Origin of the sequence: Pseudomonas sp. GD03903, assembly GCF_029840045.1 — a bacterium.
GTDB classification, from domain to species: Bacteria; Pseudomonadota; Gammaproteobacteria; order Pseudomonadales; family Pseudomonadaceae; genus Pseudomonas; species Pseudomonas pseudonitroreducens.
This window is the reverse complement of record NZ_JAOCBT010000009.1, coordinates 167932-191653: the sequence shown is the minus strand read 5'-3', so window position 1 is coordinate 191653 and position 23722 is coordinate 167932. Positions and strand designations below refer to the sequence as shown.

The following is a 23722-nucleotide window of genomic DNA, read 5'->3' as shown; positions in this document are numbered from 1 at the left end:
GGTGACAGGGTCAACCCTGTCTCCAGAGGAGCTGCAGCATGGACAAGGTCACCGGTGGCTGCCTGTGCGGAAACGTTCGAATCCACGCCACGGGCCGCCCGAACCGGGTCGGCATCTGCCATTGCCTGGATTGCCGCAAGCACCACGGCGCGCTGTTTCACTCGTCGGCGATCTTCCCCGAGGACGCCGCGCGCATCGAGGGCGAAGTGCGCGAGTACGCCGGGCGCTGCTTCTGCCCGCGCTGCGGATCATCGGTGTTCGGCCGCAGTGAGGGCGAGATCGAACTGAACCTGGGCGCCCTGGATGCGCCGGACCAGTTCCAGCCCACCTACGAACTCTGGACCTGCCGCCGCGAAGCCTGGCTCCCGGCGTTCCCCGTGAAGCATCGCTACGAGCGCGATCGCGAGTCGTCCGGGCCCACCGAGGAGTAGCGAACAGCGCCGATCACGGACAGAAAACGCACCTCACGGACAGATCGCGCGAGCATTTCGCGACTCCGCGCAATTGTCATATTCGCTGCCGAAAACCCTGCCGATAGTAGCCCGCCAACAAGTTCAAAGAGGCTACATCGTGCTGCATCGAATCCTTTTCTCCCTCTCCGTGCTCGGCGTGTCGATCGCTTCCGCCCATGCCGCCGAGACCTACTCCCTCGAGACCCCGCACCTGGCCGGCATCGACAACTTCCGCGACATTGCCGGGACCACCACCGCGTACTTAACCAGTACTGCGGGGACCAGCAACGACGGTGTGATGCGCTCGGGCGTGTTCTACCGCTCCAATGCCCTGACCCCCAAGGGCACCGACCTGGCGGTACTGAACAGCCTGGGCATCAGCAACGTCTACGACCTGCGCACTCCGGTCGAGGCGGCTGCCACGCCGGACACCCTGCCGGCCGGCGCGGTTTACCAGAACATCGACATCATCGGCAGCACCACCTCGGGCGCCAACATCACCAATGTCTCCTTCACCAGCGCGGCCCAGGCCGTGGCCATGATGGAGGAAACCAACCGCGCCTTCGTCAGTGACGCCGGCATGCGCAGCCAGTTCACCGTGCTCTTCAACGAACTGGCCGGCGCCGATGGTGCCGCGCTGTTCCACTGCACCGCCGGCAAGGACCGCACCGGCTGGACCGCCGCCGTGCTGCTGAGCATCGCCGGGGTGGACAGCCAGACCATCATGGAAAACTACCTGGCCACCAACGACTACACCGCCGCCCGCATCAAGGCGACCCTGGCGATGATGCCGGCGAGCATGGCGGCCATCTACGAGCCGCTGATCGGCGTGCAGGCCAGCTACCTGCAGGCGGGCCTGGACGAAGTCACCGCGCAGTACGGCAGCATGGACAACTACCTCAAGGAGGGCCTCGGCCTGTCCCAGGAAACCCTCTACGTGCTGCGCGGCAAGATGGTCTACTACAACAGCCTGCCGGGTACCCTCGGCCTCTCGGGCAACGCCGCCGCGGGCGCGCAGCTGCTGACCCAACTGCAGAACAGCGACCTCTCCGGCAATTACACCGCGTACAACTACTACCTGCAGTCGGCCATCGATGCCGGCACGCTCGGTGGTGTCGAGTCCACCGTCGGCGGCCAGGTGCACGCCGACGCGGCCAGCTACCTGCTGCGCCAGGATGCGCTGATCGACCGCGCCGCCGCGCCTTACGCCAGCGGTGTCGACCTGAAGACCGGGCAGACCCGCCTGTGGACCACGGCACTGGCCGGCTATCAGGGCAACTCCGCGACCTCCAGCGCCGAAAGCAGCAACGAGCACACCCAGGGCCTGATGGTCGGCGTCACCCAGCGCTTCTCCGAGCAGCTCAGCGGCAACGCCGGTTTCGGCTACAGCAAGGGCAGCATTGGTGGTGCCGGTGGCGACGTGGACACCGACCTGACCTTCATTCGCGGTGGCGCGCGCTTCGCCCTCGACGGTCTGGAGCAGGGCCTGTTCGTCGACGCCGACCTCAGCTACGGCTGGCTCGACTACGACAGCAAGCGCGATATCGGTGGCGGCCTGGGCAAGGCCAAGGGCGACACCAGCGGCAACCTGAGCGGCGCCAGTGTTGCGCTGGGCTACCGCACGGCGGTGTCCAGTGTGACCCTGGAGCCGAGCATCGGCCTGCGCTACAGCCACCTGGACCTGGACGGCTTCCAGGAAAAGGGCAGCGAGCTGGCGCTGGACGTCGACGATATCAGCGAGAACCGCCGCAGCGCCTACGCCAACCTCAAGGCCTCGTTCGCTCCGGTGGCGCTGGGCAGTGGCTGGCAGATGGTGCCGGGCCTGGAGGTCGGCTACGACCATGCGCTGGGCGACTACAAGGTCGACAGCGAAGGCCAGCTGCTGGGCTTCGACGTGTCCCAGCGCGCCGCCTTCGACAACCGCGACCAGTTCAGCGGCGCGTTCAGCCTCACCGCCAGCCAGGGCGAGTTCAGCGTCGGTGCCGAAGTCGGCGCGCTGGGCGGCAGCGGCAGCCACGGCGCCAGTGGCAGCCTGAAGGCCAGCTACCAGTTCTGATCGGCGTTGCCATGAGCAAACGGCTCGTCGCGGAATACGCGGCGGGCCGTTTTGCTTTCCAGCAAGTTGGGCGGATAACCCGTGCCGGGTTATGCGCCCTACGTGGCGGATCGGCATTGCCGTGTTGGTGGTGATGTTCGCGAGCAAGCTCGCTCCTACGAAGAGCTCGAAACCCTGTAGGAGCGAGCTTGCTCGCGAACCGGGCGGTGCGACCTCGCCCTTCGCGGCTACCCGGCAGCACGACCGGACCGTGGACGCGCGGAAATAACCGGACGCGTAGGAGCGGACTCTGTCCGCGATGTCCTCCGGCGATGCGGACCTATCGCGGACAGAGTCCGCTCCTACGCCCTACGAAGAGCTCGGAATCCTGTAGGAGCGAGCTTGCTCGCGAACCGGGCTGGCGGCGGCCTTGCCGGCGAGCGTTGGGAGCAGGGCGCCGGTGGTTTCCCTAGGCCGGTGTCGACAGGTTCCTGCGCAGGTCCGCCGGGCTCATGCCGTAGGCGCTCTGGAAGTACTGGCAGAAGCGCCCGACGTTGCTGAAGCCCAGGGCCAGGGAAATCTCGCTGACCGATTGCGCCCCGTCCTGCTGCAGCGCGTCATAGGCGCGCTGCAGGCGCACCTCGCGCTGGTAGGCGACGATGGAGCTGCCGACGAAACGGCGGAAGCCTTCCTGCAAGGCGCGCAGGCTGACGTTGGTCAACTCGGCCAGGTCGCTGCCGCTGAGCAGGGCGTCCGGATGCTCCTGGATGTAGTCCATGGCCAGTTTCACGTGGCGCGGCGCGATCTGCGGAGCGGGGCGCCTGAGCGCGTCGCTGTAGTTGTGTGGCCAGATTTCCAGCACCGAATCCACCAGCATTTCCTGCAGGCGTGCCGGCATCAGCGCGCTGGAGTTGATCAGCAGGTCGAACTCGTTGCCGGTGGCCATGGCGACGATCGCCTTGATGCCCTGGAAGGCTTCGTTGCTCAAATCCACCCGTGGCTGGAAGCGCACCTTGTGGCTGATCGGCCGGCCCAGCAGCGTCGCCAGCCGGCGCGCGAACAGCGAGCGGCGCACCGACAGGCCGTGGTGTGCGTGGCCATCGATGAAACCCACCGAACGTACCGAGGCCTTCTCGATGGCGAGGCCGATGCCTGGTGTACCGACGGTTTCGTCGGACTGGTTGAAGACCACGCGTCCGGCACTGGGAAAGATGAAGGTGATCTCGTCGTCGAGGTCCGGCATTGCGGTCAGCAGGTCGCCGCGAAAACTCAGGCGGCGGAAGCTCACGCCCTCGTAGCGGCCGTAGACGCCGCCAATGGCGATGGGGCGTTCGGGGCGTGGCATGGCCGAATAGAGGTTGCCGAACAGGCGCGTGTAGAGATCGCCGAAATCGTCGGCGCTCATGTGCTCCGAACGGATCAGGAACTGCTTGCGGGAGGTGCTCGTGTCTACCGTCATGGTCCGTCTTCTGGCAGCGCCGTAGGAGCCGCTCCGGGCGTGGCACGCCAGGGCGCGGAATGTGGGCGAGCAAGTTAGCGGTCGCGGGTTACAAATCCGTGATGCCGGTGCGCTGCCCGCATGCCGTTTTCACCGAGGGACGTTGTCTGCGCAGGGTGCATGACGCCAGCGGCGATATTCGTCCTGCTGGCCGGCGGATAACCCGTTCCGGGTGATGCGCCCTACGGGGTTCAGGGCACCGCCCGCAGACAACTCCCCAGGTCGCAGGGCGCCGGCAACGCGCGCTGCGCTGCCAGTCGCATCTGCTGCGAGCGTTCGTGGATGTCCAGCATCAGGTGGGCGGTGAACAGGCAGCTGCCGATGGTCAGCGCAACGAACAGCGGAATGAGTCGGGACATGCTGGCGACCTCGTCGACCAACTGGGGGTTGCCCCACGTTAGTCGCCGGGATCGCCGGACAAATCGTCCGCTCGGACTAGCCCAGGGTCGCCACGCTGCGCAGGATCAGGCGCACCAGCATGGTCTGGCGGGTTACCCCGGTCTTGGAGAAGGTCGAGCGCAGGTGGGCGCGCGCGGTGTTGCGGCTGATGCCCAGTTCCTCCGAGGCTTCGTCCAGGGTCAGGCCGTTGGCCAGCAGCATGGCCAGCTGCGCCTCGGCCGGGGTCAGGTCGAACAGCGCCTTGACGATTTCCTGCGGGGCGCGGGATTCCTGTTCCGGGTCGCTGACGAAGATCACCACCGAAGGGCAGTGCTTGCCCTCGTTCCATTCGCTCAGCGGTACCGAGCGCACGATGATGCCCAGGTCCGCGCGGCCCGACGGGCGCTGCACGCGCATCGCCTCGACCACCGAGGGTTGCGCGCCTTTCTGTGATTGCAGCGCCTGCTTCACCAGCCGGCGAAACTCCTGGCAGTCGCGCGGGGTGCCGACCTGCAGGCTGTCCGCGCTGATCTTCAGGCCGTCCTTCTCGCGCAGCAGGTTCTCCGCCACCTGGTTGGTCTGCAGGATCTTGCCGGCCTCGTCGAGGATGATGGTGCCGACGGCGAACTGGTCCACCGCGCCGGCGTAGAGGTTGCGCTCGGTCTCGATGCGGTTGATCTGCGTATGCAGCGCCACCGAGCGCTCCAGGTGCGGCACGAAGTAGGCCAGCAGCGCCTTGTCGTTCTCGGTGAAGCCGGGCGACTCCACGCCGCGGCTGACGCGGATGCGGCACAGCGCGCCGTCGCTGGTGCGGATATCGGCGCCGAGGATGTGGAACACCCCGACCGGTTCGAGGAAATTACGGTAGAACTCCGAGGCCAGCCACTCTTCCTTGGAGACGAACTCCTCGAGTATCACCACCTGGCCGCTGGGCAGGTCGACGAAGGGATCGAGGTTGAAATAGTACTGGTTGTACGACGCCACGACCTCGGCCGAGCTGCCGTTGGTGTTGACCATCAGGCCCTCGCTCTGGTCGCTGGGCGGACGCAGGATGAAGGTGACGTACTTGGCCTCGAGGAACTGGTTGAGCTGGTTGAGGAAGGATTGCCACGGCGTGGGCTCAAGGGGGCCCTGGTAGAGATTGCCGAGCATCCCGCTGAACTGGTCGAGATCGAGCGACTGTGCCATCGGTAGAACCATTCTTATTGTTGTTGTAGGAAAGCGCCGAGGAGATTAATCGGCGCTTTCCGCAAAAGGCAATCGGTCCCGCAAGGCAGGGGACCGGTGGCTCAGGCCGGCTCCGCCTGCGCCGCCCGCACCACGAAGCTCTTGCGCTCGGCGAGGCCCGCCGGCAGCTCGGCAACGTCGATGTAGAACTGCTCGTACCACTTGCGCAGCTGGTACACCGGGCCATCGCCGTCGCACAGCAGCGGGTTGTCGACGCGGGTCTTGCTGTGCCAGATGGCTACGTCCTCGTAGAAGGCGGCGCGTGCCTGTTCGACGTAGGCCAGGGCCATGGCGCGGTTGTCCTCGGCGGACAGGCCCGGCAGCTTCTTCACCAGCACGCCGTAGCGCAGGGTGAAGCTGTTCTGGTCGATGGGCACGTGGCAGTTGAGCAGGATCGACTCGATCGCCTGGCCGCCCATGGCGCCGGTCATCCAGGTGATCTGGTAGGCCGGGCCGTAATAGGTGGCCACCGTGCGCAGCTCGCTGTCGCCGGACAGCCGCGCGCTGCGGCCGCGCATCACCTGGGAGGCGGTGTGCGCCTCGAAGTGGTTGCTGAATTCGTCGATCGGCGCGCCATGCACGCTCTTGAAGTGCGCCATGTCGGAGACGTTGTCCACCAGCTCGCGGCAGTTGGTCTCGATTTTCAGTTCGGCCACTTCCCACTCGGCCCATTCGGCGTCGTAGCAGGCGTCGATGCGCGGGATCGCCTGCTCGGCGATGGGCGGGTTGCCTTCGGGATCGTTCCAGACGAACAGCAGGTGGTTCTGCTCCATCACCGGCCACGACTTGATCTTCGCCCGCGGCGGGATGCGCTTGGCGTAGGGAATGTCGTTGCACACGCCATCGGCGCCCCAGCGCCATTCATGGAAGGGGCAGCGCAGGCTGTTGCCCTCCACGCAGCCGTCGCTCAGGTCCGCGCCCATGTGCGGGCAGTAGCCATCGAGGATGTGCAGCTGGCCATCCTCGCCCTGGAAGGCCACCAGGCGGGTGCCGAAGACGTCCAGGCGGTGGGCTTTGCCGTCGTGGTACTGGCTGGCCAGCCCGAGGCAGTGCCAGCCGCGCGCGTAGCGGTCTTCCAGCGGGCGCGCTTCGATACGGTGCAGCGTACTCATCTTGTTGTTCTCCCATCAGGTTGCCGCAGGCAGAGGGGCGGCACGAGCCTGGATGGGATTCTGCAAGCCAGGGCGTTCGCGGCATCGTCTGAACGGACGAGGGCGCCCGCCTAGTCCGGGTGGACGATGCCGGCGCGGCTGCGGCCGGCGATAACGGCGGCATCGACCGACAACAACGACAAACGGTGGAACGATGAGCGAGCAGCAGGGCCGCGTGGCGGTCATCACTGGGGCTGCCAGTGGCATTGGCCGTGGCCTGGCACGGCACGCGGCAGGCCTGGGCATGCGCATTGCGCTGGCCGACCGCGACCGCGTCGGCCTGGACGAACTGGCCGCCGAGCTGATGGCCGGCGGCTGCGAGGTCCTGGCGCAGGTCACCGATGTCAGCCGCGAGCAGGACCTGTTCGCCCTGCGCGATGCCACCCTGGCGCGCTTCGGCGGCGTCGACCTGCTGTTCAACAACGCCGGCATCATGCAGACCGGCGCCAGCTGGGAGCTCAGCGAGGCGCAGTGGCGGCGCATGCTCGACATCAACCTGCTGGGCGTCACCCATGGCCTGCGCGCCTTCGTGCCGACGCTGCTGGCCCAGCAGCGGCCCGCGCATATCGTCAACACTGCTTCCCTGGCCGGGCTGCTCGCCAGCCCGTTCCTGGCTGCCTATACGGTGACCAAGCAGGCGCTGGTGGCGCTGTCCGAAGTGCTGCACCACGAGCTGGCCGCCTCCGGCGCGGCCATCGGCGTCTCGGTGCTCTGCCCGGGGCCGGTGGCCAGCCGGATCATGGACTCGGACCAGGCCGGCCATGGCGCCGGTTCCGCCCTCGGCGCGCTGCTGCAGCAGAGCATCCGCGCCGGCATGCCGGCCGAGGAGCTGGCCGCTCGGGTGTTCGAGGCCATCGAGCACAAGCGCTTCTGGATCCTTCCGCACCCTGATTTCAAGCCTGCGCTGCAGGCGCGCACGCAAAGCATCCTCGACGAGACCAACCCGGTCTTCCTGCTGGCCGACGTATAAGGAAACAATATGGCCCTCGATCCCCACATGCGGGCACTGCTGGAGCAGTTCGCCGGCGCCTTTGACCTGGACTTCCAGCAGCTCGACGCGGTGACCTACCGCCGCTTTGCCGATCAGGGGCTGGCTGCCGGTGAACCGCTGCCATTGGTCGAAGTGCGCGAGTTGCGCGTGGCCGGCGAGCTGCCCGCGCGGCTCTATCGTCCCAGCCATGAGCTCGGTCTACCGCTACTGGTGTTCTTCCACGGCGGCGGCTTCGTCGCCGGCACTGTCGACACCCACGACGACCTCTGCCGGCGCCTCGCCCTGGGTAGCGGCGCGGTGGTGGTGTCAGTGGGTTATCGGCTGGCGCCGGAAGCGCCGTTCCCGGCGGCACCGAACGACTGCTGCCAGGCGGTGGCCGAACTGGTGGCACGTGCCGCCGAACTGCAGGTGGACGCCACGCGCCTGGCCCTGGCCGGCGACAGCGCCGGCGGCAACCTGGCCATCGCTGCTGCGCGCCTGCTCAACCAGCGCGGCGGGCCTATTCCCGGCGCGCTGTGCCTGTTCTACCCGGTGACCGACCAGAGCTGCGGCAGCGCGTCCTACCGCGAGTTCGCCAGCGGCCACTTCCTTGAAGCGTCGATGATGCACTGGTTCTGGCGACAGTACCTGGGGAGCTGGCCGGCGCCGCTGGATGTACTGGCTTCGCCGCTGCATGCCGCCGACCTGGGCGCACTGCCGCGGACGTTGCTGATGAGCGCCGAATGCGACCCGTTGCGCGACGAAGGCGAAGCCTTCGCCGAGCGCGCCCGCGCGGCCGGCGCCGATGTCGAATGCGTGCGTGCCGAGGGCATGTTGCACGGCTTCGCCAGCTTCGCGCCCTTTGTGCCGCGCGCCCAGGCCTACCTCGACGACGCGGCCGCCTGGCTGCGCGACGTGCTGCGCTGAGGTGCCGGGCATGACGCTGGACAGTCCGCTGCACCTGATCGAAGCGCTGCGCCAGGGCCGGCCGGTGATCCTGGTCGACGGCGAGGAAGAGGGCGGCGACGGCATGCTGGTGCAGGCTGCCGAATTCATCGATGACGCCGCGCTGAATTTCTTCGCCGTCGAGGCGCGCGGGCTGGTCTGCCTGGCGCTCACCGACGAGCGCTGCGCGGCGCTCGGCCTGCGTCCGATGAGCGACAGCCCGCGCGGTGACAGCCTTGGCTTCATGGTCTCGATCGAGGCCGCGCAGGGCATCAGTACCGGCATCTCCGCCGCCGACCGCGCACGCACCGTGCAGGTCGCGGTGGACCCGGCCAGCAGCCCGGCCGACCTGGTCAGCCCTGGCCATATCTTCCCGCTGCGCGCACTGCCCGGCGGGGTGATGAGCCGTGCCGGGCATGCCGAGGCGGCCTGCGACCTGGCGCGGCTGGCCGGGCTGCAACCGGCAGCGTTGCTCGCCGGCATCCTCGACGAAGCGGGTGAGAATGCCCGTGGTGAGGTACTGCGTGCTTTCGCCCAGCGCCACGGCCTGGCCATCGGCGGCATCGCCGAACTGATCCACCACCGCATCCTTCATGAAGGCACCATCGCCCGCGGCACCGAGCACCGTATCGACACCCGCCATGGGCCGTTCCGCGTATGCACCTACCACGATGCCTTCAAGGACGTGGTGCACCTCGCCCTGGTGCGTGGCCAGGTCGACTCCACCCAGCCGGTGCTGGTCCGCGTGCAGGCGGTGGAGACCCTCCGCGACCTGCTCGCCGGCGAGCCGCCGCGCGGGCCGCAGCAGTGGAACCTCGAGCGCTCGCTGGCACGCATCGCCGCCGAAGGCAGCGGCGTGCTGGTGCTGCTGGCCCAGCAGGAAAGCGCCGCCGCCATCCTTGACCAATTGGCGCGCGGGCCGGGGCTGCAGGCACCGAAGTTTGCCCAGCGCACCCTCGGTGTCGGCGCGCAGATCCTCCGCGACCAGGGCGTCCGCAAGATGCGCCTGATGAGCTTCCCGGTACCCTACAAGGCGGTCTCTGGCTTCGAGCTGGAAGTCGCTGAATTCGTCCCGTTCACCCAGCCCGAGGAGGCCTGAGATGACCCCGCAGGAAGCACTGGACAAAGTCCTGGCTCCCACTCGCCTGGCCGGCCTCGCGCTGCGCAACCGGGTGATCAAGACCGCCACCTTCGAGGGCATGTGCCCAGGCGGTATTCCCGGCGCCGACCTGGCCGCGCACCACGCGCGGATGGCTCGCGGCGGTGTCGGTCTGACCACGGTGGCCTATTGCGGCGTATCGCCGGACGGCCTGACCTTCGCCGACCAGATGTGGATGCACGAAGGCATCTTCAGCCAGCTGCGCGGGCTGGCCGAGGCGGTGCACCGCGAGGGCGGCGCGATCTCCGCTCAGCTCGCGCACTGCGGCTTCTTCAGCCGCACGCGGCCGCAGAACATTCCGCGCCCGCGTGGGCCCAGTGCCGGGATCAACCAGTACGGGCTGTTCAGCGGCGTGCCGTTCGCCGGGGCAATGGGCGCGGCGGACATCCGCAAGACCCTGGCCGAGTATCGCGATGCGGCGGCGCTGGTGAAGCGCGCCGGCTTCGACGCCGTGGAAATCCACATGGGCCACGGCTACCTGCTCAGCCAGTTCCTCTCGCCGGCCACCAACCGCCGCAGCGATGCCTACGGCGGCAGCCTGGACAATCGCCTGCGCCTGCTGCTGGAAGTCCTGGCGGCGGTGCGCGAGGCGGTGGGCGAAGACTTCCCGATCCTCGCCAAGCTCAACCTCAGCGATGGCTTTGCCGGCGGGCTGGAGATCGACGACTGCTGCTACGCCGCCAGGCGACTGGCCGAGCACGGGCTGAATGCGCTGGTGATGAGCGGCGGCTTCACCAGCCGTTCGCCGATGTACCTGTTCCGCGGCGAGAGCCCGCTGGCGCAGATGATCCCGCTGGAACCCAACCCGCTGCAGCGCACGGCGATGAAGTGGTTCGGCGGGCGGCTGTTCTCCAGCCTGCCGTACACCGAGATGTACTTCCTCGACCAGGCGCGCCGGGTACGCCAGGCTACCGACATGCCGCTGGTTTACCTGGGCGGCGTGAGCCAGCGCGACAGCCTGCAGCGTGCGATGGCCGAGGGTTTCGATTTCGTCGCCCTGGGGCGTGCGCTGTTGCGCGATCCGGACCTGGTCAAGCGGGTGCGCAGCCAGGGCGAGGCCTACGCAAACGGCTGCAACCACTGCAATCAGTGCGTGGCGAGCATGGCCTTGCCGGGCGGCATTCGCTGCGTGCTCAACCAGCCGGACAGCTTCGCCCACCTCTAGGCGCAGGGTTGCTTGCGAACCTGAACACCCGGCGCCAGCCCATTCGCGAGCAAGCTCGCTCCTACAAAATCAAGAGCCGCTCTCCCGCAAGCAGGAGAGCGGCCCATGTGGTGCAGGATGAGTCTTCGGCGTCAGCCGGCGCGATCTGCCCTCTCGCCCTGAGGGAAGGGCTGGGACGAGTGGAAACACAGTCACGGATTTTTCCAGCAATAGACAGTTGCTCCCACATCGGCTGGCTCGTGCTCGCGCTTCCTGTCAGGGACGCACCGTACCAGCCCGACCTGTAGGAGCGAGCTTGCTCGCGAACCTGTTTGAACGGGCGCGACGATTGGCCGATCGCGCACCGATGCCGTGTGAAAGGCAGTTGCTCCTGCGAGAGGCTCCGCCCGGTGTCCGCGTTAGCCAACTCGGACGGACAGTGCAGCGTATGAGCCCCGCGTCATACGCTGCACTCCGCACCTGCCCGGCATCCGCCGACTTCAGGGTTTCATGCCCTTCAATATTTCCTGTACCTGCCGCACAGCCTCGCGGCTGCCATTGAGGTCCGTCCCCACCACGCTGAGCACCGCGTAGCCCTGGGTCAGCAGGTAGGCATCCTCCCGACGCTGCCGCTCGTTCGGTGCTTTCGCGGTGCTGAGGTTCACGCGCGCACCGCCATCCTTGTCCGCCTGCACGGCGAAGACGATGGGCGACCAGTCGCTCACCGGCGCATATACCAGTCCGCGTACCTGGGCCGCCGGGCGTGCCGGGTAGTTGAGGTTCAGGCCCTGGCCGACGGGCAGGCCGAGCAGGTTGAAGTCGCACGCTGGCTTCTTCCCGCATGCCTTCTGCGCAGCCTGGCCGGCGGCGAGTGCGTGGTCGAGTACCCGCACGGCGAGGCGTGCGCTGTCGTCCAGGGCATCTCGGGTGCGCTGCATCCCCGCTTGGGGATCGCGCTGCATCAGCGGCAGGTCGATGGCGGTGGACACTGCCAGCGCCGGCACGCCGCGGCGCATGGCCCAGAGTGCGGCGTTGAGGGTGCCGGACATCTGGATCAGCGGGCCCGCGTTGTCACCGAAATTGCTGCCGGAGACCAGCAGGTCTGGCGGATTGTCCTTGAGCAGCAGGTCGAGCCCTGCGTTCACCGCATCCACCGGTGTGCCGATAGCCATGTTCTTGCCCGGCGGCAGGGCGAAGCCGGCGGGAGCGCCAACGCAGTACTGCTGGTCGGCGAGGCGGCTGATGGCCAGCGCCTGCCCGGGAGCGACCACGCTGGCGGCGCCGATACCGCTGTTGTCGGTGTCCGGCGCGACCAGGGTGACGTGGTGCCCCGCGGCACTCAGTTCGCGGTACAGCGCCTGGATGCCCGGTGCGCGGCAGCCGTCGTCATTGGTGAGCAGGATGTTCAGCGCACTGGCCTGCTGGGCGAGGCACAGGCCGGCCATGGCGATGGCGGCGCGGAGGAGGTTGTGCATGGAGCTTTCCTTGTTCTGCGGAGCAAAAGACAAAGCCCGCGCGGTGCCCCGCGCGGGCTTTCGAAGGCGACCTTACTGGCCGAGTTTGCGCATGTTGGCGGCGGTGAAGTAGTTGGCGTCGTAGTCGGCGCTGTTGAGCTTGGGCGCCGGCTGTTCGTTGGCCATGCGGTCGGCCAGGTAGGAGCCGGCGATGAGGTCGTGGAACAGCGCCACACGCGCCTGGTTCACCTGGATGTCGTAGGCGTAGACGGTGGTCTGCATGTTGGTGCGCCACAGCTGGCCACGGGAGTCGTAGTTGTCGGCCAGCGCGGCGGACCAGCTGTCCTCGTCGAGGTACAGGGTGCGCTTGCCGTAGATGTGCCGTGCGCTCGGTTTCAGCGTGGCTTCCACCACCCACACGCGGTGCAGCTCGTAGCGCATGAAGTCCGGGTTGACGTGGTTGGGCGTGAGGATCTGCGAGTACTTCAGCGCCGGGTCGTCGAGCTTGTAGTTGTTGTAGGGGATATAGATTTCGCGCTTGCCGAGCATCTTCCAGTCGTAACGGTCCGGTGCGCCGTTGAACAGGCGGTCCTCGTCGATGGTGCGGAAGCCGCCCGCACCCGTGGGCGTGTCATAGCCGACGGTGGGCGCACGGCGCACGCGACGGGTTCCGGGCAGGTACTGCCAGCTCTGGCGCGGGCTGGCGACCGGGTCGAAGAACTCGTTGCCGCCGATGATCTCGCCCTTGGAACGTACCGGCTTGAGCGTGGTGATCATGAAGTGGCTCATCACGCCGCCGTCATAGCTCTGCAGCGAGCCTGTCGGCGAGCACCAGGGCGCGAGGATCTGGTAGTGCACGGTCTGCAACGCCTGGTTGCCGTTGGAGTAGATCACCGCCTGGTCGTAGATGGCTTCCTCGCTGTTGGCGCGGGCCTGCAGGGCGTGGTTCCACATCAGCTCGTAGCCGTCCTTGGGGATCGGGAAGGGCGACGCACCGAAGGCGTTGCGCACGGCGTTGCCGCCGTCCACCAGCTCGGCGCTGGTGGCATTGGCCTTGATGTTGGCCTCGATCTTCTCGCTGAAGCGGAAGTCGCGGTGCGAGGGGTAGACCGGCATCCTGAACGTGTCGGGATAGCGCTTGAACAGGGCGCGCTGGCCATCGGTGAGGTGCTTGGAGTACTGCTCCATGTTCTGCGCGGTGATGACGAACAACGGCTTCTCGTCGGCATAGGGATCGGCATAGCGGCTGCCGGGGCCGTCGTACTTCACCTGGGGCGGCGCGCCGCGCCACTTGCCGGTCCACGCGGGGATGGTGCCCTCGGCATTGCCGGCTTTCTCGGCGCCCATCGGGGTGAGGTCCTGGCCGAGGCGCGCGGCCTCCTCGGGGCTGACCTTGGCCTGGGCCTGGGCGGACAGGCAGGCGAGTCCGGCGGACAGCAGCAGGGCGGGCAGATAAGTCTTGCGGTTCATGGTCTGGCTCCTTGGGCTGGGTCAGAAGCTGTATTTCGCGGTCAGCGAAAGGTTGTCGCGGTCCGCCAGCGTGGTTTCGCTCGGGTTGCCGAGGAACATGTTGTAGCGGGCTTCGAGGCTGAAATTGTTCAGGTAGCGCCAGGTGGTGCCGACGGCGAAGCGGTCGTCGCCTTCGCCCAGGCCGAAGCTGCCGGGCATGGACGAATTGCCGTTGACGGCCTGGCTGAAGATGATCGGCACGCTCAGGTCCCAGCCGTTGAACACGTTGTTGTAATCCAGCGTCAGGTTGAGGGTGTAACCCCAGGCGGAGCGGTCGTAGTAGAGCTTGTCGCTGTTGGGCGTGCGGATCTGCGCGACCCCGGCGCCGGTGGGCACGAACACGTCGAAGCTGGGCGCCTTGTCGTTGTCCATCACGCGGTTGTAGCCGACCTCGCCGGTGAGCGTGGTGTTGTCGGCGAAGGGCAGGGCGCCATAGGAGTGGATGAACGACACCAGCGCCTGGGCGACATTGGCGCGCACCGGTTGCGGCGTCAGGCCGGTGTCGACCAGCACCGGCTGGCCGTCGCGGTAGCTGATCTCGCCGCTGACGTTGGTCTCGCCGAGCATGCTGGAGAAGCTCGCGCCGTAGAGCTTGATGTCGTCGTAGAAGATCGCCCGGTAGTTGCCGGTGTTCCAGTCGCTGAGGAAGTCCAGCTGCGGGCTGTGGTCGCTGAAGCGCAGGTAGTACAGGCCGAACTCGGTGTTGTTCAGCTGCTCCACCGTGTAGGTCAGCGCGGCGCCGTACTGGCCGCTGTTGCCGGGCGTCTCGTCGCCCAGGCGGCGCTGCTGGCCGGTGGAGTCGTTGAAGCCGCCTTCGTCGATGTAGTCGGTGGTGGAGAAGAAGTGCCCGACCGGGGTCAGCTCGTTGCGCTTCCACTGGTACTGGTAATACAGCTGCACGCCGAGGTTGTCGGTCAGGCTGTACTGGGTGAAGACCTGGCCCACCGGCAGGAACAGCTCCTTCACCTCGATGCCGGGCGTGTTGGCTTTGGTGGCGTCCACCGGGCTCATCGCCCCGGAGATGCCGAAGCCGTTGAACAGGCTCTCGCCCCAGGCCACCACCTGGTTGCCGGCGCGGGCGTTGAGGGTGTGGTCGTTGAGGTCCCAGGTGCCGTAGGCGTAGGTGTCGAGCAGGCGCAGGTCGTCGCCGGCCTGGTCCTCGGTCTCGCCGGAGAAGTGGTCGGGCTTGGAGCAGCGGCCGCCGGCGAAGCAGTTCGAGGTACCGAAGTCGTTGTCGTTGCCGCGCTGGTAGACATCGTCATAGAAGCCGGTGGCGCGGACGAACAGGCCGTAGTCCTGGCGGAACTTGAAGTCGGCCTCGGTGAGGAAGCTGGCGCGGTTGTTGATCAGCGCGCCGCGGTCGAAGGCGTTGTCACCGTCGTCGCCGTTGGCGATGGCCGCGTTGCTGCCGCCGTTGGACAGCGCATGGGCGCGCTTCTCGGTACGCCACGCCAGGCTGTAGCTCAGGGTGGTATCCCAGTTGACCTGCAGGTCGTCGTTGAACTGGTAGGACAGCGCCTGCGCCTGGCTGGCGAGGAGCAGGCCGCTGGTGCTGATCGCAAGGGCAAGGGGCAACGGCGGGAAGGCGATTCTTATTCTTGTCATCTCGTCCTCTGCTCGGGCAGGCGCTGTCGGCCAGACCCGGAAACGGTGTTGGCGGGAAAGTGGCGGGGCTGACTATGTGGTCACCCGAGTGCGTCAACATCGTCCAAAAAGACTAAGCCGGCGGGACGGGGCCGGGCCGCTCTGGCGCTAGTCCCATCGGACGATGCCGGGTCTTGGCGGGGGCGCGAACAATCGCCGGGCGAGCGTGGTTTTCCGCCACGCCAGATCCCGGAGAACAAGCGCATGAACGCAAGGGCGAGCGGCCAGCGAAGCCGCGAGTGGGACATGGAATGCGACGTCCTGGTGGTGGGCAGCGGCGCCGGCGGCATGACCGCCGCACTGCGCGCCCGCGACCTCGGGCTGGACGTTCTGCTGGTGGAGAAGAGCGACCGCTACGGCGGCACCACGGCGGTATCCGGCGGTGGTATCTGGATTCCCTGCAACCACCGGATCGCCGCCCTGGGCGGGCAGGATTCGGCGCAGGAAGCCATCCGCTACATCCGCACCGTCAGCCACGACCTGGTGGATGACGGCCGTGTCGAAGCCTATGTCGAGCACGGCCGGCGCATGGTCGAATACCTCGAAGGCAACAGCCGGGTGCGCTTCGAGGCCCAGGCGGAGTACGCCGACTACTACCCGGAAGTGCCCGGCGGCAAGCCCGGCTACCGCTCCATGGACCCGCTGCCCTTCGATGCCCGCGAGCTGGGCGAGGAATTCGCGCGGATGCGCGAGCCGTCCCCCGGTACGCTGATGATGGGCCGCGTCGCCATGACCATGAAGGAAGCCCGCGTGCTGCTCTGCCGTGGCCCCGGCTGGGTTGGCCTGACCATGCGCATCCTCTGGCGCTACTGGCGCGACCTGCCCGCGCGCCTGAGCTCGCCGCGTGATCGCTTCCTAACCCTGGGCAACGCGCTGATTGCCGCGCTGCGCCGTTCCCTGCTGGATCGCCAGGTGCCGCTATGGCTGAACACCTCACTGGAGGAACTGATCGAGGAGGAGGGCCGGGTCATCGGCGCGGTGCTGCAGCGCGAAGGTCGGGTTCTTCGGCTTCATGCGAGACACGGCGTGGTCATCGCCGCCGGCGGCTTCGAGCGCAACCAGGCGATGCGCAGCCAGTACCATCCGCAGCCTTCGAATACCCAGTGGACTGCCACGCCGCCGTACAACACCGGCGACGGCATCCGCGCCGGCCAGCAGCTCGGTGCGGCCACCGCACTGATGGAGCACAGCTGGTGGGCGCCCAGCTCACAGGTTGCCGGTGAGGAAAAGGCCCGCGTGCTGTTCGTCGAACGCAACCTGCCCGGCTGCGTGATGGTGGACTCCGCCGGGCAGCGCTTCGTCAACGAAGGCGCGCCCTACACCGACATCGTCTACGCCATGTATGCCCACGACAGCAAGCAGGCGCGCAGCGTGCCGTGCTGGATGATCTTCGACGCCGAGTTCCGCCGCAAATACCCCTGTGGCGCGCTGCTGCCTGGCTATGCGCAACCGGACAGCCGGGTGCCGAAGCATCTGCAGGGCTACTACCACAAGGCCGACAGCATCCAGGCGCTGGCCGGCGAGATCGGCGTCGATGCCGCCGGGCTTGCGCGCACACTGGAGCGTTTCAACCGCTACGCCGTGCTCGGCCAGGACCCGGACTTCCACAAGGGTGAGTCCTTGTTCGACCGCTACTACGGCGACCCGCACGTGCAGCCCAACCCGTGCCTGGCGCCATTGCTGAAGGCGCCGTTCTACGCGGTGAAGATCGACGCCGGCGACATCGGCACCAAGGGCGGCCTGCTCACCGACGTGCATGCCCGCGTACTGCGCGAGGATGGCAGCGCCATCGACGGCCTCTACGCCATCGGCAACTCCGCCGCCTCGATGATGGGCGCCACCTATCCCGGCGCCGGCTCCACCATCGGCCCGGCGATGACCTTCGGCTTCCTCGCCGCCGAACACATCCAGCAGCAGGCCGGGCAGGCCCGCGTCCAACCGGAGGTATCGCGCCATGCCTGAGTCCACTTCCCGCATCGCCCTCGTCACCGGCGCCAGCCGTGGTGTCGGCAAGGGCATCGCCGAGGCGCTGGGCGCTGCCGGCATGACCGTCTACGTCACCGGACGCTCGGCCGAGTCGGGCAACGCACGCCTGCGCGGCCAGGTGATGCACGGCAGCATCCACGAGACGGCGGCGGCCATCGACGCCGCCGGCGGCAAGGGCATCGCCGTGCAGTGTGACCACGCCGATGACGAGCAGGTGCGCGGGTTGTTCCAGCGCATCGACGCCGAGCACGGTTGCCTCGACCTGCTGGTGAACAACGTCGCCTTCATCCACGAACAACTGATCGATCCCGGCCCGTTCTGGGAGAAACCGCTGGAGCTGGTGGACATCCTCGACATCGGCCTGCGCTCGGCCTACGTCGCCAGCTACCACGCCGCACCCTTGCTGCTGCGCGCGCCCAAGGCCCTGGTGGCGTTCACCTCGTCCTTCGGCGCCGGCTGCTACATGCACGGCCCGGCCTATGGCGCGCAGAAGGCCGGCGTGGACAAGCTCGCGGCAGACATGGCCATCGACTTCGAAGGAACCGGCGTGGCGGTGCTGTCCCTCTGGCTCGGCCCGCAACTGACCGAGCGCACTGCCATCGCCGGCCAGGCCCGCGCCGAGCAGTACCAAGCCTTCCTCGCCATGGCCGAGACGCCGCAATTCAACGGGCGGATCATCCAGGCGCTGCTCGCCGACCCGGAACTCGCGCAGCTCTCCGGGCAGACCCTGGTCAGCGCCGAACTGGCGTTGCGCTATGGCATCCAGGAAGCCGACGGCCGCCAGCCACCGTCCTGGCGCGAGCAACTCGGCGCGCCACGGGTGCAGCATCCGGCGCGGGTGATCTGAACCGAGTGATTGCGCGGCGATAGCTTACGCCGCGGGTGATGAGCGCCCCACGCCGGGATTCGGCGTGGGGCGTTTGCGTTCGTGGGCGGCGTGCTTTTCGGTACAGCGGTTCGCGAGCAAGCTCGCTCCTACAGTGACCATTTGCATCAGGCGCAGCTCTTTGTAGGAGCGAGCTTGCTCGCGAACAGAGCCTGCTCGATGCCAATCCGTAGGGCGTACAACGCCCGGTGTTGCACGCCGTATGCCCGCTGCCGGTTTCGACGATGATCGGCCAGGCAAGTTCTGCGCAGCAAAACAAAACGGGCCCCGAAGGGCCCGTCCTGGTGATGCCGGTTCCGTCTCAGGCGATCTGCAGCTTGTCGCGGAAGTAGGGGATGACCTTCTCGCCGATGTTCTTCAGCGTCTCGATCTGCGCCCACTGCGGCACGGTGCCCATCTGGCAGATGAACAGGATCTCGTCGGCGCCGGCGTCGATCAGGCGCTGCACGTAGCCGATGCAGTCGTTCACCGTGCCGTAGGCGTGGTTGGGGTTCATCATCGCCATGGTCGGATCGGAGAAGTCCACGGTCACTTCCTCGGAGGCGAAGCGCGAGCGGATCACCGCCTGGCCGTTGCCGTCGACGAAGGTGTCGTCCTGCCACTTGGCCGGGTCCGGGCGCTCGCCGCCGGCGTACCAGTAGGCGAGCGATTCCATGAAGTAACGCTGGCCACGGACGCCGATGGCGCGGGCCTTCTCGTTGTCGTCGAGGACAATGGCCGGGCACAGCGCGGCGATGTGGCGGTTCGGGCGGAAGCCGACCTGGTTGGCCTCGTCACGGTTGTCCCAGGCCTCGTGGTAGACCGCGACCTTCTTGGCGATCTCCTCCGGGCCGCCGAAGCCCAATACCAGCGCGCCCATGCCGCGGCCGCCGGCATTCTTCAGCGACTCGGTGTTGGTGCAGGCCAGGTACATCGGCGGGTGCGGGTCCTGGTAGGGCTTGGGATGGATCGGCCGCCGGGGAATCTTCACGTACACGCCGTCGTGCTCGATCTCGTCCTGCACGAACATCTTCGGGATCAGGTACATGGCTTCGTCGATCTGCGGCTGCAGGGTCGCCAGGTCGTAGCCGAAGGTGCCGGCTTCCTGCTGGGTGCCGCCCTTGCCGACGCCGAAGTGCACGCGGCCGCCGGACAGCAGGTCGAGGGTGGCGATGCGCTCGGCGACCTTCACCGGGTGGTTCATCGCCGGCGGCAGGCAGACCACGCCGTGGCCGATGCCGATGCGCTGGGTCTTGCCGGCGACAAAGGCCAACATGGTCTCCGGCGCGGACATGTGCGAGTAGTTGGTCAGCGCGGTGTGCTCCACGCACCAGAAGGTATCGAAGCCGAGCTGGTCGGCCAGCACGGCCTGCTCGACGGTTTCCTCGAAGATGCGGCGGTCGCCTTCGCGGGTGCTGTCCAGCGTCTGCGCTTCGTAGATCAGAGAGAATTTCATGGGATGCGTCCCTTGTCAGGTTTGGCGGGCCGACGGGCTCTGCCTCGTGGCCATGTTCGATGTTCGCCGGCGCCGCGGAATCGCCCGAACGGACTACGCCGAAACGCCGGGAGCCGGGACGTAGGATGGGTGGAGCGGAGCGATACCCATGCTGTCTGTCGACAGCCGCTGCATGGGTATCGCAGGCTCCACCCATCCTACGGGTGCTCCCGGGCCGGGCTCAGAGGAAGAAGTCCGTGGAGTCCTGGCCCATGCTCACGCCGCCGAGGTTCCAGGCGTACTTGGCCGGGCTGTTGGCGACGTGGGCGCGGCCGGTGTGGATGTCGCGGAAGGCGCGGTTGATCGGGTGCTCGCGGAAGATGGTGGCGGCGCCGCTGTTGAACATCAGCGTGCTCGCCGCGCGGGCGCACTTGTCCGCGACCAGGGCGGAGTCGTAACGCATCTTCACCCGCTCGGGCATGCTCAGCGGCTCGCCGTCGCGGGCGCGCTGCATCATCACCTCGAAGTTGCGCAGCAGCACGGTGCGGCACTCGTCGGCGACCACCATGGCATCGGCCAGCGCCTGCTGTGCGCCGGCGTCCTGGCCCATCCTGCGGCCGTCGTTGACGCCCACGCGGGCGCGGTTGTGCTCGATGAACAGGTTCACCGCGCCCTGCAGCGCGCCGATGGCCGCCGAGGACACTGCGCGGACGAAGATCTGCCCGAATGGCAGACGGAACAGCGGCGCACTGTTCACTGCGTTGCCCGGGCTGTTCTGCATGAAGCCGTCGAGGGCGCGGTGCGTGCGGTACTCGGGGACGAAGGCGTCTTCCACCAGCACATCGTGGGAGCCGGTCGCCTCCAGGCCCATCACGTTCCAGTTGTCGAGCACCTGGTAGTCACTGCGCGGCACCAGGAAGGTACGGTAGTCCGGCGCGCCGCCCGGCTCGCTCGGCGGCACCAGCGCACCGAGGAAGGCCCACTGGCAATGCTTGCTGCCGCTGGAGAAACCCCAGCGTCCGGAGAGGCGGAAGCCGCCCTCCACCGGCGTGACCTTGCCCACCGGCATGTAGGACGAGGAGATCAGTACGCTGGAATCCTTGCCCCACACATCCTGCGCGGCGCGGTCGTCGAACAGCGCCAGCTGCCAGTTGTGGATGGCCACCACGCCCAGCACCCAGGCCGACGACATGCAGCCTTCGGCGAGGGTCATCTGCACGTCGAAGAAGTCTTTCGGCTCCAGCTCATAGCCTTCCCAGCGCGCCGGCTGGAGGATGCGGAAGAACCCGGCTTCATGGAAGTCGCGAAGGGTTGCCTCCGGCAGTTGTCCTTCACGGGCGGCGTCGGCGGCGCGTTCGCGCAGCACCGGCACCAGCTCGCGGGCGCGCTGGCGCAGGCGCTGACGGATCAGGTCGTGGTCGAGCATCTTGTTGTTCTCCTGTGGTCGCCCGGTGGGGCGGTGCTCGGTCTCCCGCGTCGGATCGCAGGGGCCTTCGCGGGCATTTGAACAACGCGGGAATTCGCCCACATCCCACAAACGGACCATATCGGCGCGCTGCTCGGGCGCGGCACCGACTAGTCCCCTCGGACGATGTTGCGCAGCGGGCACCACCACAGAATCCATCGCACAACACCTCAGCCCAACACCTCAGTCCAACAAGACCCAGCGAGGCCCCGTGCGATGAACCAGGACACTCTGAAAGCCGACATGCTCCAGGCCATGCGCCGGCTCGCCAAGTCGGTGACCATCATCACCACCAGCGATGGCCGCGAGCGCTACGCCATGTCGGCCACGGCGGTGGATTCGCTGTCCACCGAGCCGCCGTCGCTGCTGATCTGCGTGAACCAGACCGCCTCGCTGCACCGCGTACTGGAGGCCGGCGCGGACTTCTGCGTGAACATCCTCGGCCAGGAGCAGGAGCACCTGTCGCACCTGTGCAGTGGCCCGGTGAAAGGCGAGGGGCGCTTCGCCAGCGGCGACTGGCGCACCTCCGAGTGTGGCGTGCCGTACCTGGCGGACGCGCAGTCCAGCGTGGTTTGCGAGCAGGACGGGCGCTTCACCTACGGCACCCACACGGTGTTCATCGGGCGTATCCGCGAGATTCGCAACACCCCGCGCATCACCCCGCTGATCTACGTGAACGGCACCTACACCACCGCCGTCGCCGTGCAGGCGCCGAGCGTGGCGGCGGCGGGCTGATCGCCATGGCCGGCACACTGCCGATCGCCCCGCTGCGCCTGGAAGCAGGCGAGCGCCTGGCCTGGCACGCCGAGACCGACCTGCTGGTGGTCGGCTTCGGCGGCGCCGGCGCCTGTGCCGCCCTGGAGGCCCGCGAACGCGGCCTTGAAGTGCTGGCCCTGGACCGCTTCGCCGGCGGTGGCGCTACCGCGCGCAGTGGCGGGGTGGTCTATGCCGGTGGCGGCACGCCGTACCAGCGCGAGGCCGGTTACAGCGACGACGCCGAGGCGATGTTCCGCTACCTGCAGGGTGAAGTCGGTGACGCCGTGCAGGGCGACACCTTGCGCGATTTCTGCGAGCGCAGCGTCGACCAGCTCGCCTGGCTGGAGCGCCAGGGCGCGCGCTTCGAAGCCAGCCTGCCGCCGCAGAAGACGTCCTATCCCAGCGACCGTTTCTACCTCTATTACTCGGGCAATGAAGCCGTGCCGGCCTACGCCAGCCTGGCGCAACCGGCGCCGCGCGGGCACCGCAGCAAGGGCCGCGGCATGTCGGGCGCGGCGCTGTTCGCGGCCTTGCGTGCTGCGGCGCGGGAGAAAGGCGTGCAGCTCTACCGCCAGTGCGAAGTACGTCGGCTGGTGCAGGATGCCAGCGGCGCGGTGGTCGGCGTCGAGGCCTGGCGCCTGCCGCCGGGCAGCTTCGCCGCGCGCCGGCATGCCTGGCTGAGCCGCCTGGCAACCGGCCTGCACCCCTATGCGCCGCCGCTGGCCGAGCGCTTGATCGCTGCCCTGCGGCGCATCGAGGAGCGTCATGCGCGGCCGCTGCTGATCCGCGCGCACAAGGGCGTGCTGCTCAGTGCCGGCGGTTTCATTTTCAACCGCGAGATGCTCGCCGAGCATGCGCCGCGGTACCTGGCCGGCCTGCCGCTGGGGACGCCGGGCTGCGATGGCAGCGGCATCCGCCTGGGGCTCGGCGCCGGTGCTGCGACGCAACGCCTGGACAAGGTCAGTGCCTGGCGCTTCATCAATCCGCCGCTGGCCTGGGCCCGTGGCGTGATCGTCAACGCTCAGGGCGAGCGCTACTGCAACGAAGAGGTCTACGGCGCCACCCTCGGCCACGCAATGGTGGAGGAGCAGGGCGGCCGCGCCATCCTGATCCTCGACCGGGCGCTGCTCAGGGAGTCGCTGCGCGAGGTCGGGCCGGGCAAGGTCTGGTCGTTCCAGCGCCTGCCGGTGCTGCTCAACCTGCTGTTCAACCGCCGCCGGGGCGACACGCCCGCAGCGCTGGCCCGCGCCATCGGCGTGCCGGCGCAGAACCTGCAGCACACGCTGGAGGAGTACAGCCGCGCCGCGCGGGGTGAACACACCGACGCCTTCGGCAAGTCTGCGGCGATGCTCGCCGATCTGGACGATGGCCCCTGGTACGCCCTGGACCTGTCCTTCGACAGCAAGCTCTTCCCCTGTCCAGCCATCACCCTCGGCGGGCTGCGCGTGTGCGAGCGCAGCGGTCGCGTGCTGGACCACGCCGGCGCTGCGATTGCGGGGCTGTACAGCGCCGGCCGCAACGCGGTGGGTGTCGCTTCCAACCTCTACGTATCCGGCCTGTCCATCGCCGACTGCGTGTATTCCGGCCGTCGCGCCGCCGCCCACATGGCGGTGCGCGTGCAGGCCGCCACTCCCGAAACCGCCTGAAGG

The 23722-nt window shown here is 67.8% G+C and carries 19 protein-coding genes; 10 read left to right on the top strand and 9 right to left on the bottom strand.

The window, feature by feature from the left end; all coding sequences use genetic code 11:
* Window positions 1–38: 38 nt before the first annotated feature.
* Both N5C91_RS16645 and N5C91_RS16640 read left to right on the top strand, forming a co-directional pair.
* Window positions 39–431, top strand: coding sequence for a GFA family protein (locus tag N5C91_RS16645; protein ID WP_279830609.1), 393 nt, complete (start codon window positions 39–41; stop codon window positions 429–431).
* 139 nt (window positions 432–570) lie between these two features.
* Window positions 571–2508: a tyrosine-protein phosphatase gene (locus N5C91_RS16640; protein ID WP_279830607.1), complete on the top strand. Its 1938-nt coding sequence runs from the start codon at window positions 571–573 to the stop codon at window positions 2506–2508.
* 448 nt (window positions 2509–2956) lie between these two features.
* On the opposite strand, the gene N5C91_RS16635 is transcribed toward N5C91_RS16640, so the two are convergent.
* The 4 genes from N5C91_RS16635 to N5C91_RS16620 all read right to left on the bottom strand — a co-directional run bounded on the left by N5C91_RS16635 (window position 2957) and on the right by N5C91_RS16620 (window position 6702).
* On the bottom strand, window positions 2957–3946 hold the full coding sequence (locus tag N5C91_RS16635; protein ID WP_279830605.1) for an AraC family transcriptional regulator: 990 nt from the start codon (window positions 3944–3946) through the stop codon (window positions 2957–2959).
* Window positions 3947–4176: 230 nt separating this feature from the next.
* On the bottom strand, window positions 4177–4344 hold the full coding sequence (locus tag N5C91_RS16630) for a hypothetical protein (protein ID WP_236175072.1): 168 nt from the start codon (window positions 4342–4344) through the stop codon (window positions 4177–4179).
* 76 nt (window positions 4345–4420) lie between these two features.
* Window positions 4421–5551 carry a helix-turn-helix transcriptional regulator gene (locus tag N5C91_RS16625; RefSeq protein WP_279830602.1) on the bottom strand — a complete coding sequence of 377 codons (1131 nt, stop codon included), beginning with the start codon at window positions 5549–5551 and terminating at the stop codon, window positions 4421–4423.
* A gap of 101 nt (window positions 5552–5652) precedes the next feature.
* Window positions 5653–6702, bottom strand: a complete 1050-nt coding sequence (locus N5C91_RS16620; RefSeq protein WP_279830600.1) for a Rieske 2Fe-2S domain-containing protein — start codon at window positions 6700–6702, stop codon at window positions 5653–5655.
* Window positions 6703–6895: 193 nt separating this feature from the next.
* Here N5C91_RS16620 and N5C91_RS16615 point away from each other — a divergent pair, with 193 nt between their 5' ends.
* Genes N5C91_RS16615 through N5C91_RS16600 form a run of 4 tightly spaced genes read left to right on the top strand, consistent with a single transcriptional unit; the run spans window position 6896 to window position 10980 of the window.
* Window positions 6896–7711, top strand: a complete 816-nt coding sequence (locus N5C91_RS16615) for an SDR family NAD(P)-dependent oxidoreductase (protein WP_279830599.1) — start codon at window positions 6896–6898, stop codon at window positions 7709–7711.
* Between the two features lie 9 nt (window positions 7712–7720).
* On the top strand, window positions 7721–8638 hold the full coding sequence (locus tag N5C91_RS16610) for an alpha/beta hydrolase (RefSeq protein ID WP_279830598.1): 918 nt from the start codon (window positions 7721–7723) through the stop codon (window positions 8636–8638).
* A 10-nt stretch (window positions 8639–8648) separates the two neighbouring features.
* Window positions 8649–9755 (top strand): 3,4-dihydroxy-2-butanone-4-phosphate synthase, encoded by a 1107-nt coding sequence (locus N5C91_RS16605; protein ID WP_279830596.1) that lies wholly within the window; start codon window positions 8649–8651, stop codon window positions 9753–9755.
* Between the two features lies 1 nt (window position 9756).
* On the top strand, window positions 9757–10980 hold the full coding sequence (locus N5C91_RS16600) for an NADH:flavin oxidoreductase (protein ID WP_279830593.1): 1224 nt from the start codon (window positions 9757–9759) through the stop codon (window positions 10978–10980).
* 479 nt (window positions 10981–11459) lie between these two features.
* On the opposite strand, the gene N5C91_RS16595 is transcribed toward N5C91_RS16600, so the two are convergent.
* The 3 genes from N5C91_RS16595 to N5C91_RS16585 form a co-directional block, all read right to left on the bottom strand.
* Window positions 11460–12434, bottom strand: a complete 975-nt coding sequence (locus N5C91_RS16595; protein ID WP_279830591.1) for a 5'/3'-nucleotidase SurE — start codon at window positions 12432–12434, stop codon at window positions 11460–11462.
* Window positions 12435–12506: 72 nt separating this feature from the next.
* Entirely contained in the window at window positions 12507–13883 is a 1377-nt protein-coding gene (locus N5C91_RS16590; RefSeq protein WP_279830589.1) for a DUF1329 domain-containing protein, read from the bottom strand.
* A 21-nt stretch (window positions 13884–13904) separates the two neighbouring features.
* Entirely contained in the window at window positions 13905–15527 is a 1623-nt protein-coding gene (locus tag N5C91_RS16585; protein WP_279830588.1) for a DUF1302 domain-containing protein, read from the bottom strand.
* Between the two features lie 285 nt (window positions 15528–15812).
* On the opposite strand from N5C91_RS16585, the gene N5C91_RS16580 reads away from it, so the two are divergent.
* Together N5C91_RS16580 and N5C91_RS16575 are read left to right on the top strand one after the other, a co-directional pair.
* Entirely contained in the window at window positions 15813–17528 is a 1716-nt protein-coding gene (locus tag N5C91_RS16580; RefSeq protein WP_279830587.1) for an FAD-dependent oxidoreductase, read from the top strand.
* Complete coding sequence (locus tag N5C91_RS16575) at window positions 17521–18399, top strand: SDR family NAD(P)-dependent oxidoreductase (RefSeq protein ID WP_279830586.1); 879 nt, start codon at window positions 17521–17523, stop codon at window positions 18397–18399. Before N5C91_RS16580 ends, N5C91_RS16575 begins: the two co-directional genes overlap by 8 nt.
* Window positions 18400–18739: 340 nt before the next feature.
* Here N5C91_RS16575 and N5C91_RS16570 read toward each other — a convergent pair whose 3' ends face one another.
* A complete protein-coding gene (locus N5C91_RS16570) occupies window positions 18740–19873 on the bottom strand; it encodes an LLM class flavin-dependent oxidoreductase (protein ID WP_054907172.1) in 1134 nt (377 codons plus the stop codon).
* A gap of 220 nt (window positions 19874–20093) precedes the next feature.
* Entirely contained in the window at window positions 20094–21278 is a 1185-nt protein-coding gene (locus N5C91_RS16565) for an acyl-CoA dehydrogenase family protein (RefSeq protein ID WP_236201939.1), read from the bottom strand.
* A 255-nt stretch (window positions 21279–21533) separates the two neighbouring features.
* Between N5C91_RS16565 and N5C91_RS16560 the strand changes: the two genes are divergently transcribed.
* Complete coding sequence (locus tag N5C91_RS16560) at window positions 21534–22052, top strand: flavin reductase family protein (RefSeq protein WP_236201940.1); 519 nt, start codon at window positions 21534–21536, stop codon at window positions 22050–22052.
* Window positions 22053–22057: 5 nt separating this feature from the next.
* Window positions 22058–23719, top strand: a complete 1662-nt coding sequence (locus N5C91_RS16555) for an FAD-binding protein (RefSeq protein WP_279830584.1) — start codon at window positions 22058–22060, stop codon at window positions 23717–23719.
* The last annotated feature ends 3 nt before the right edge of the window (window positions 23720–23722 follow it).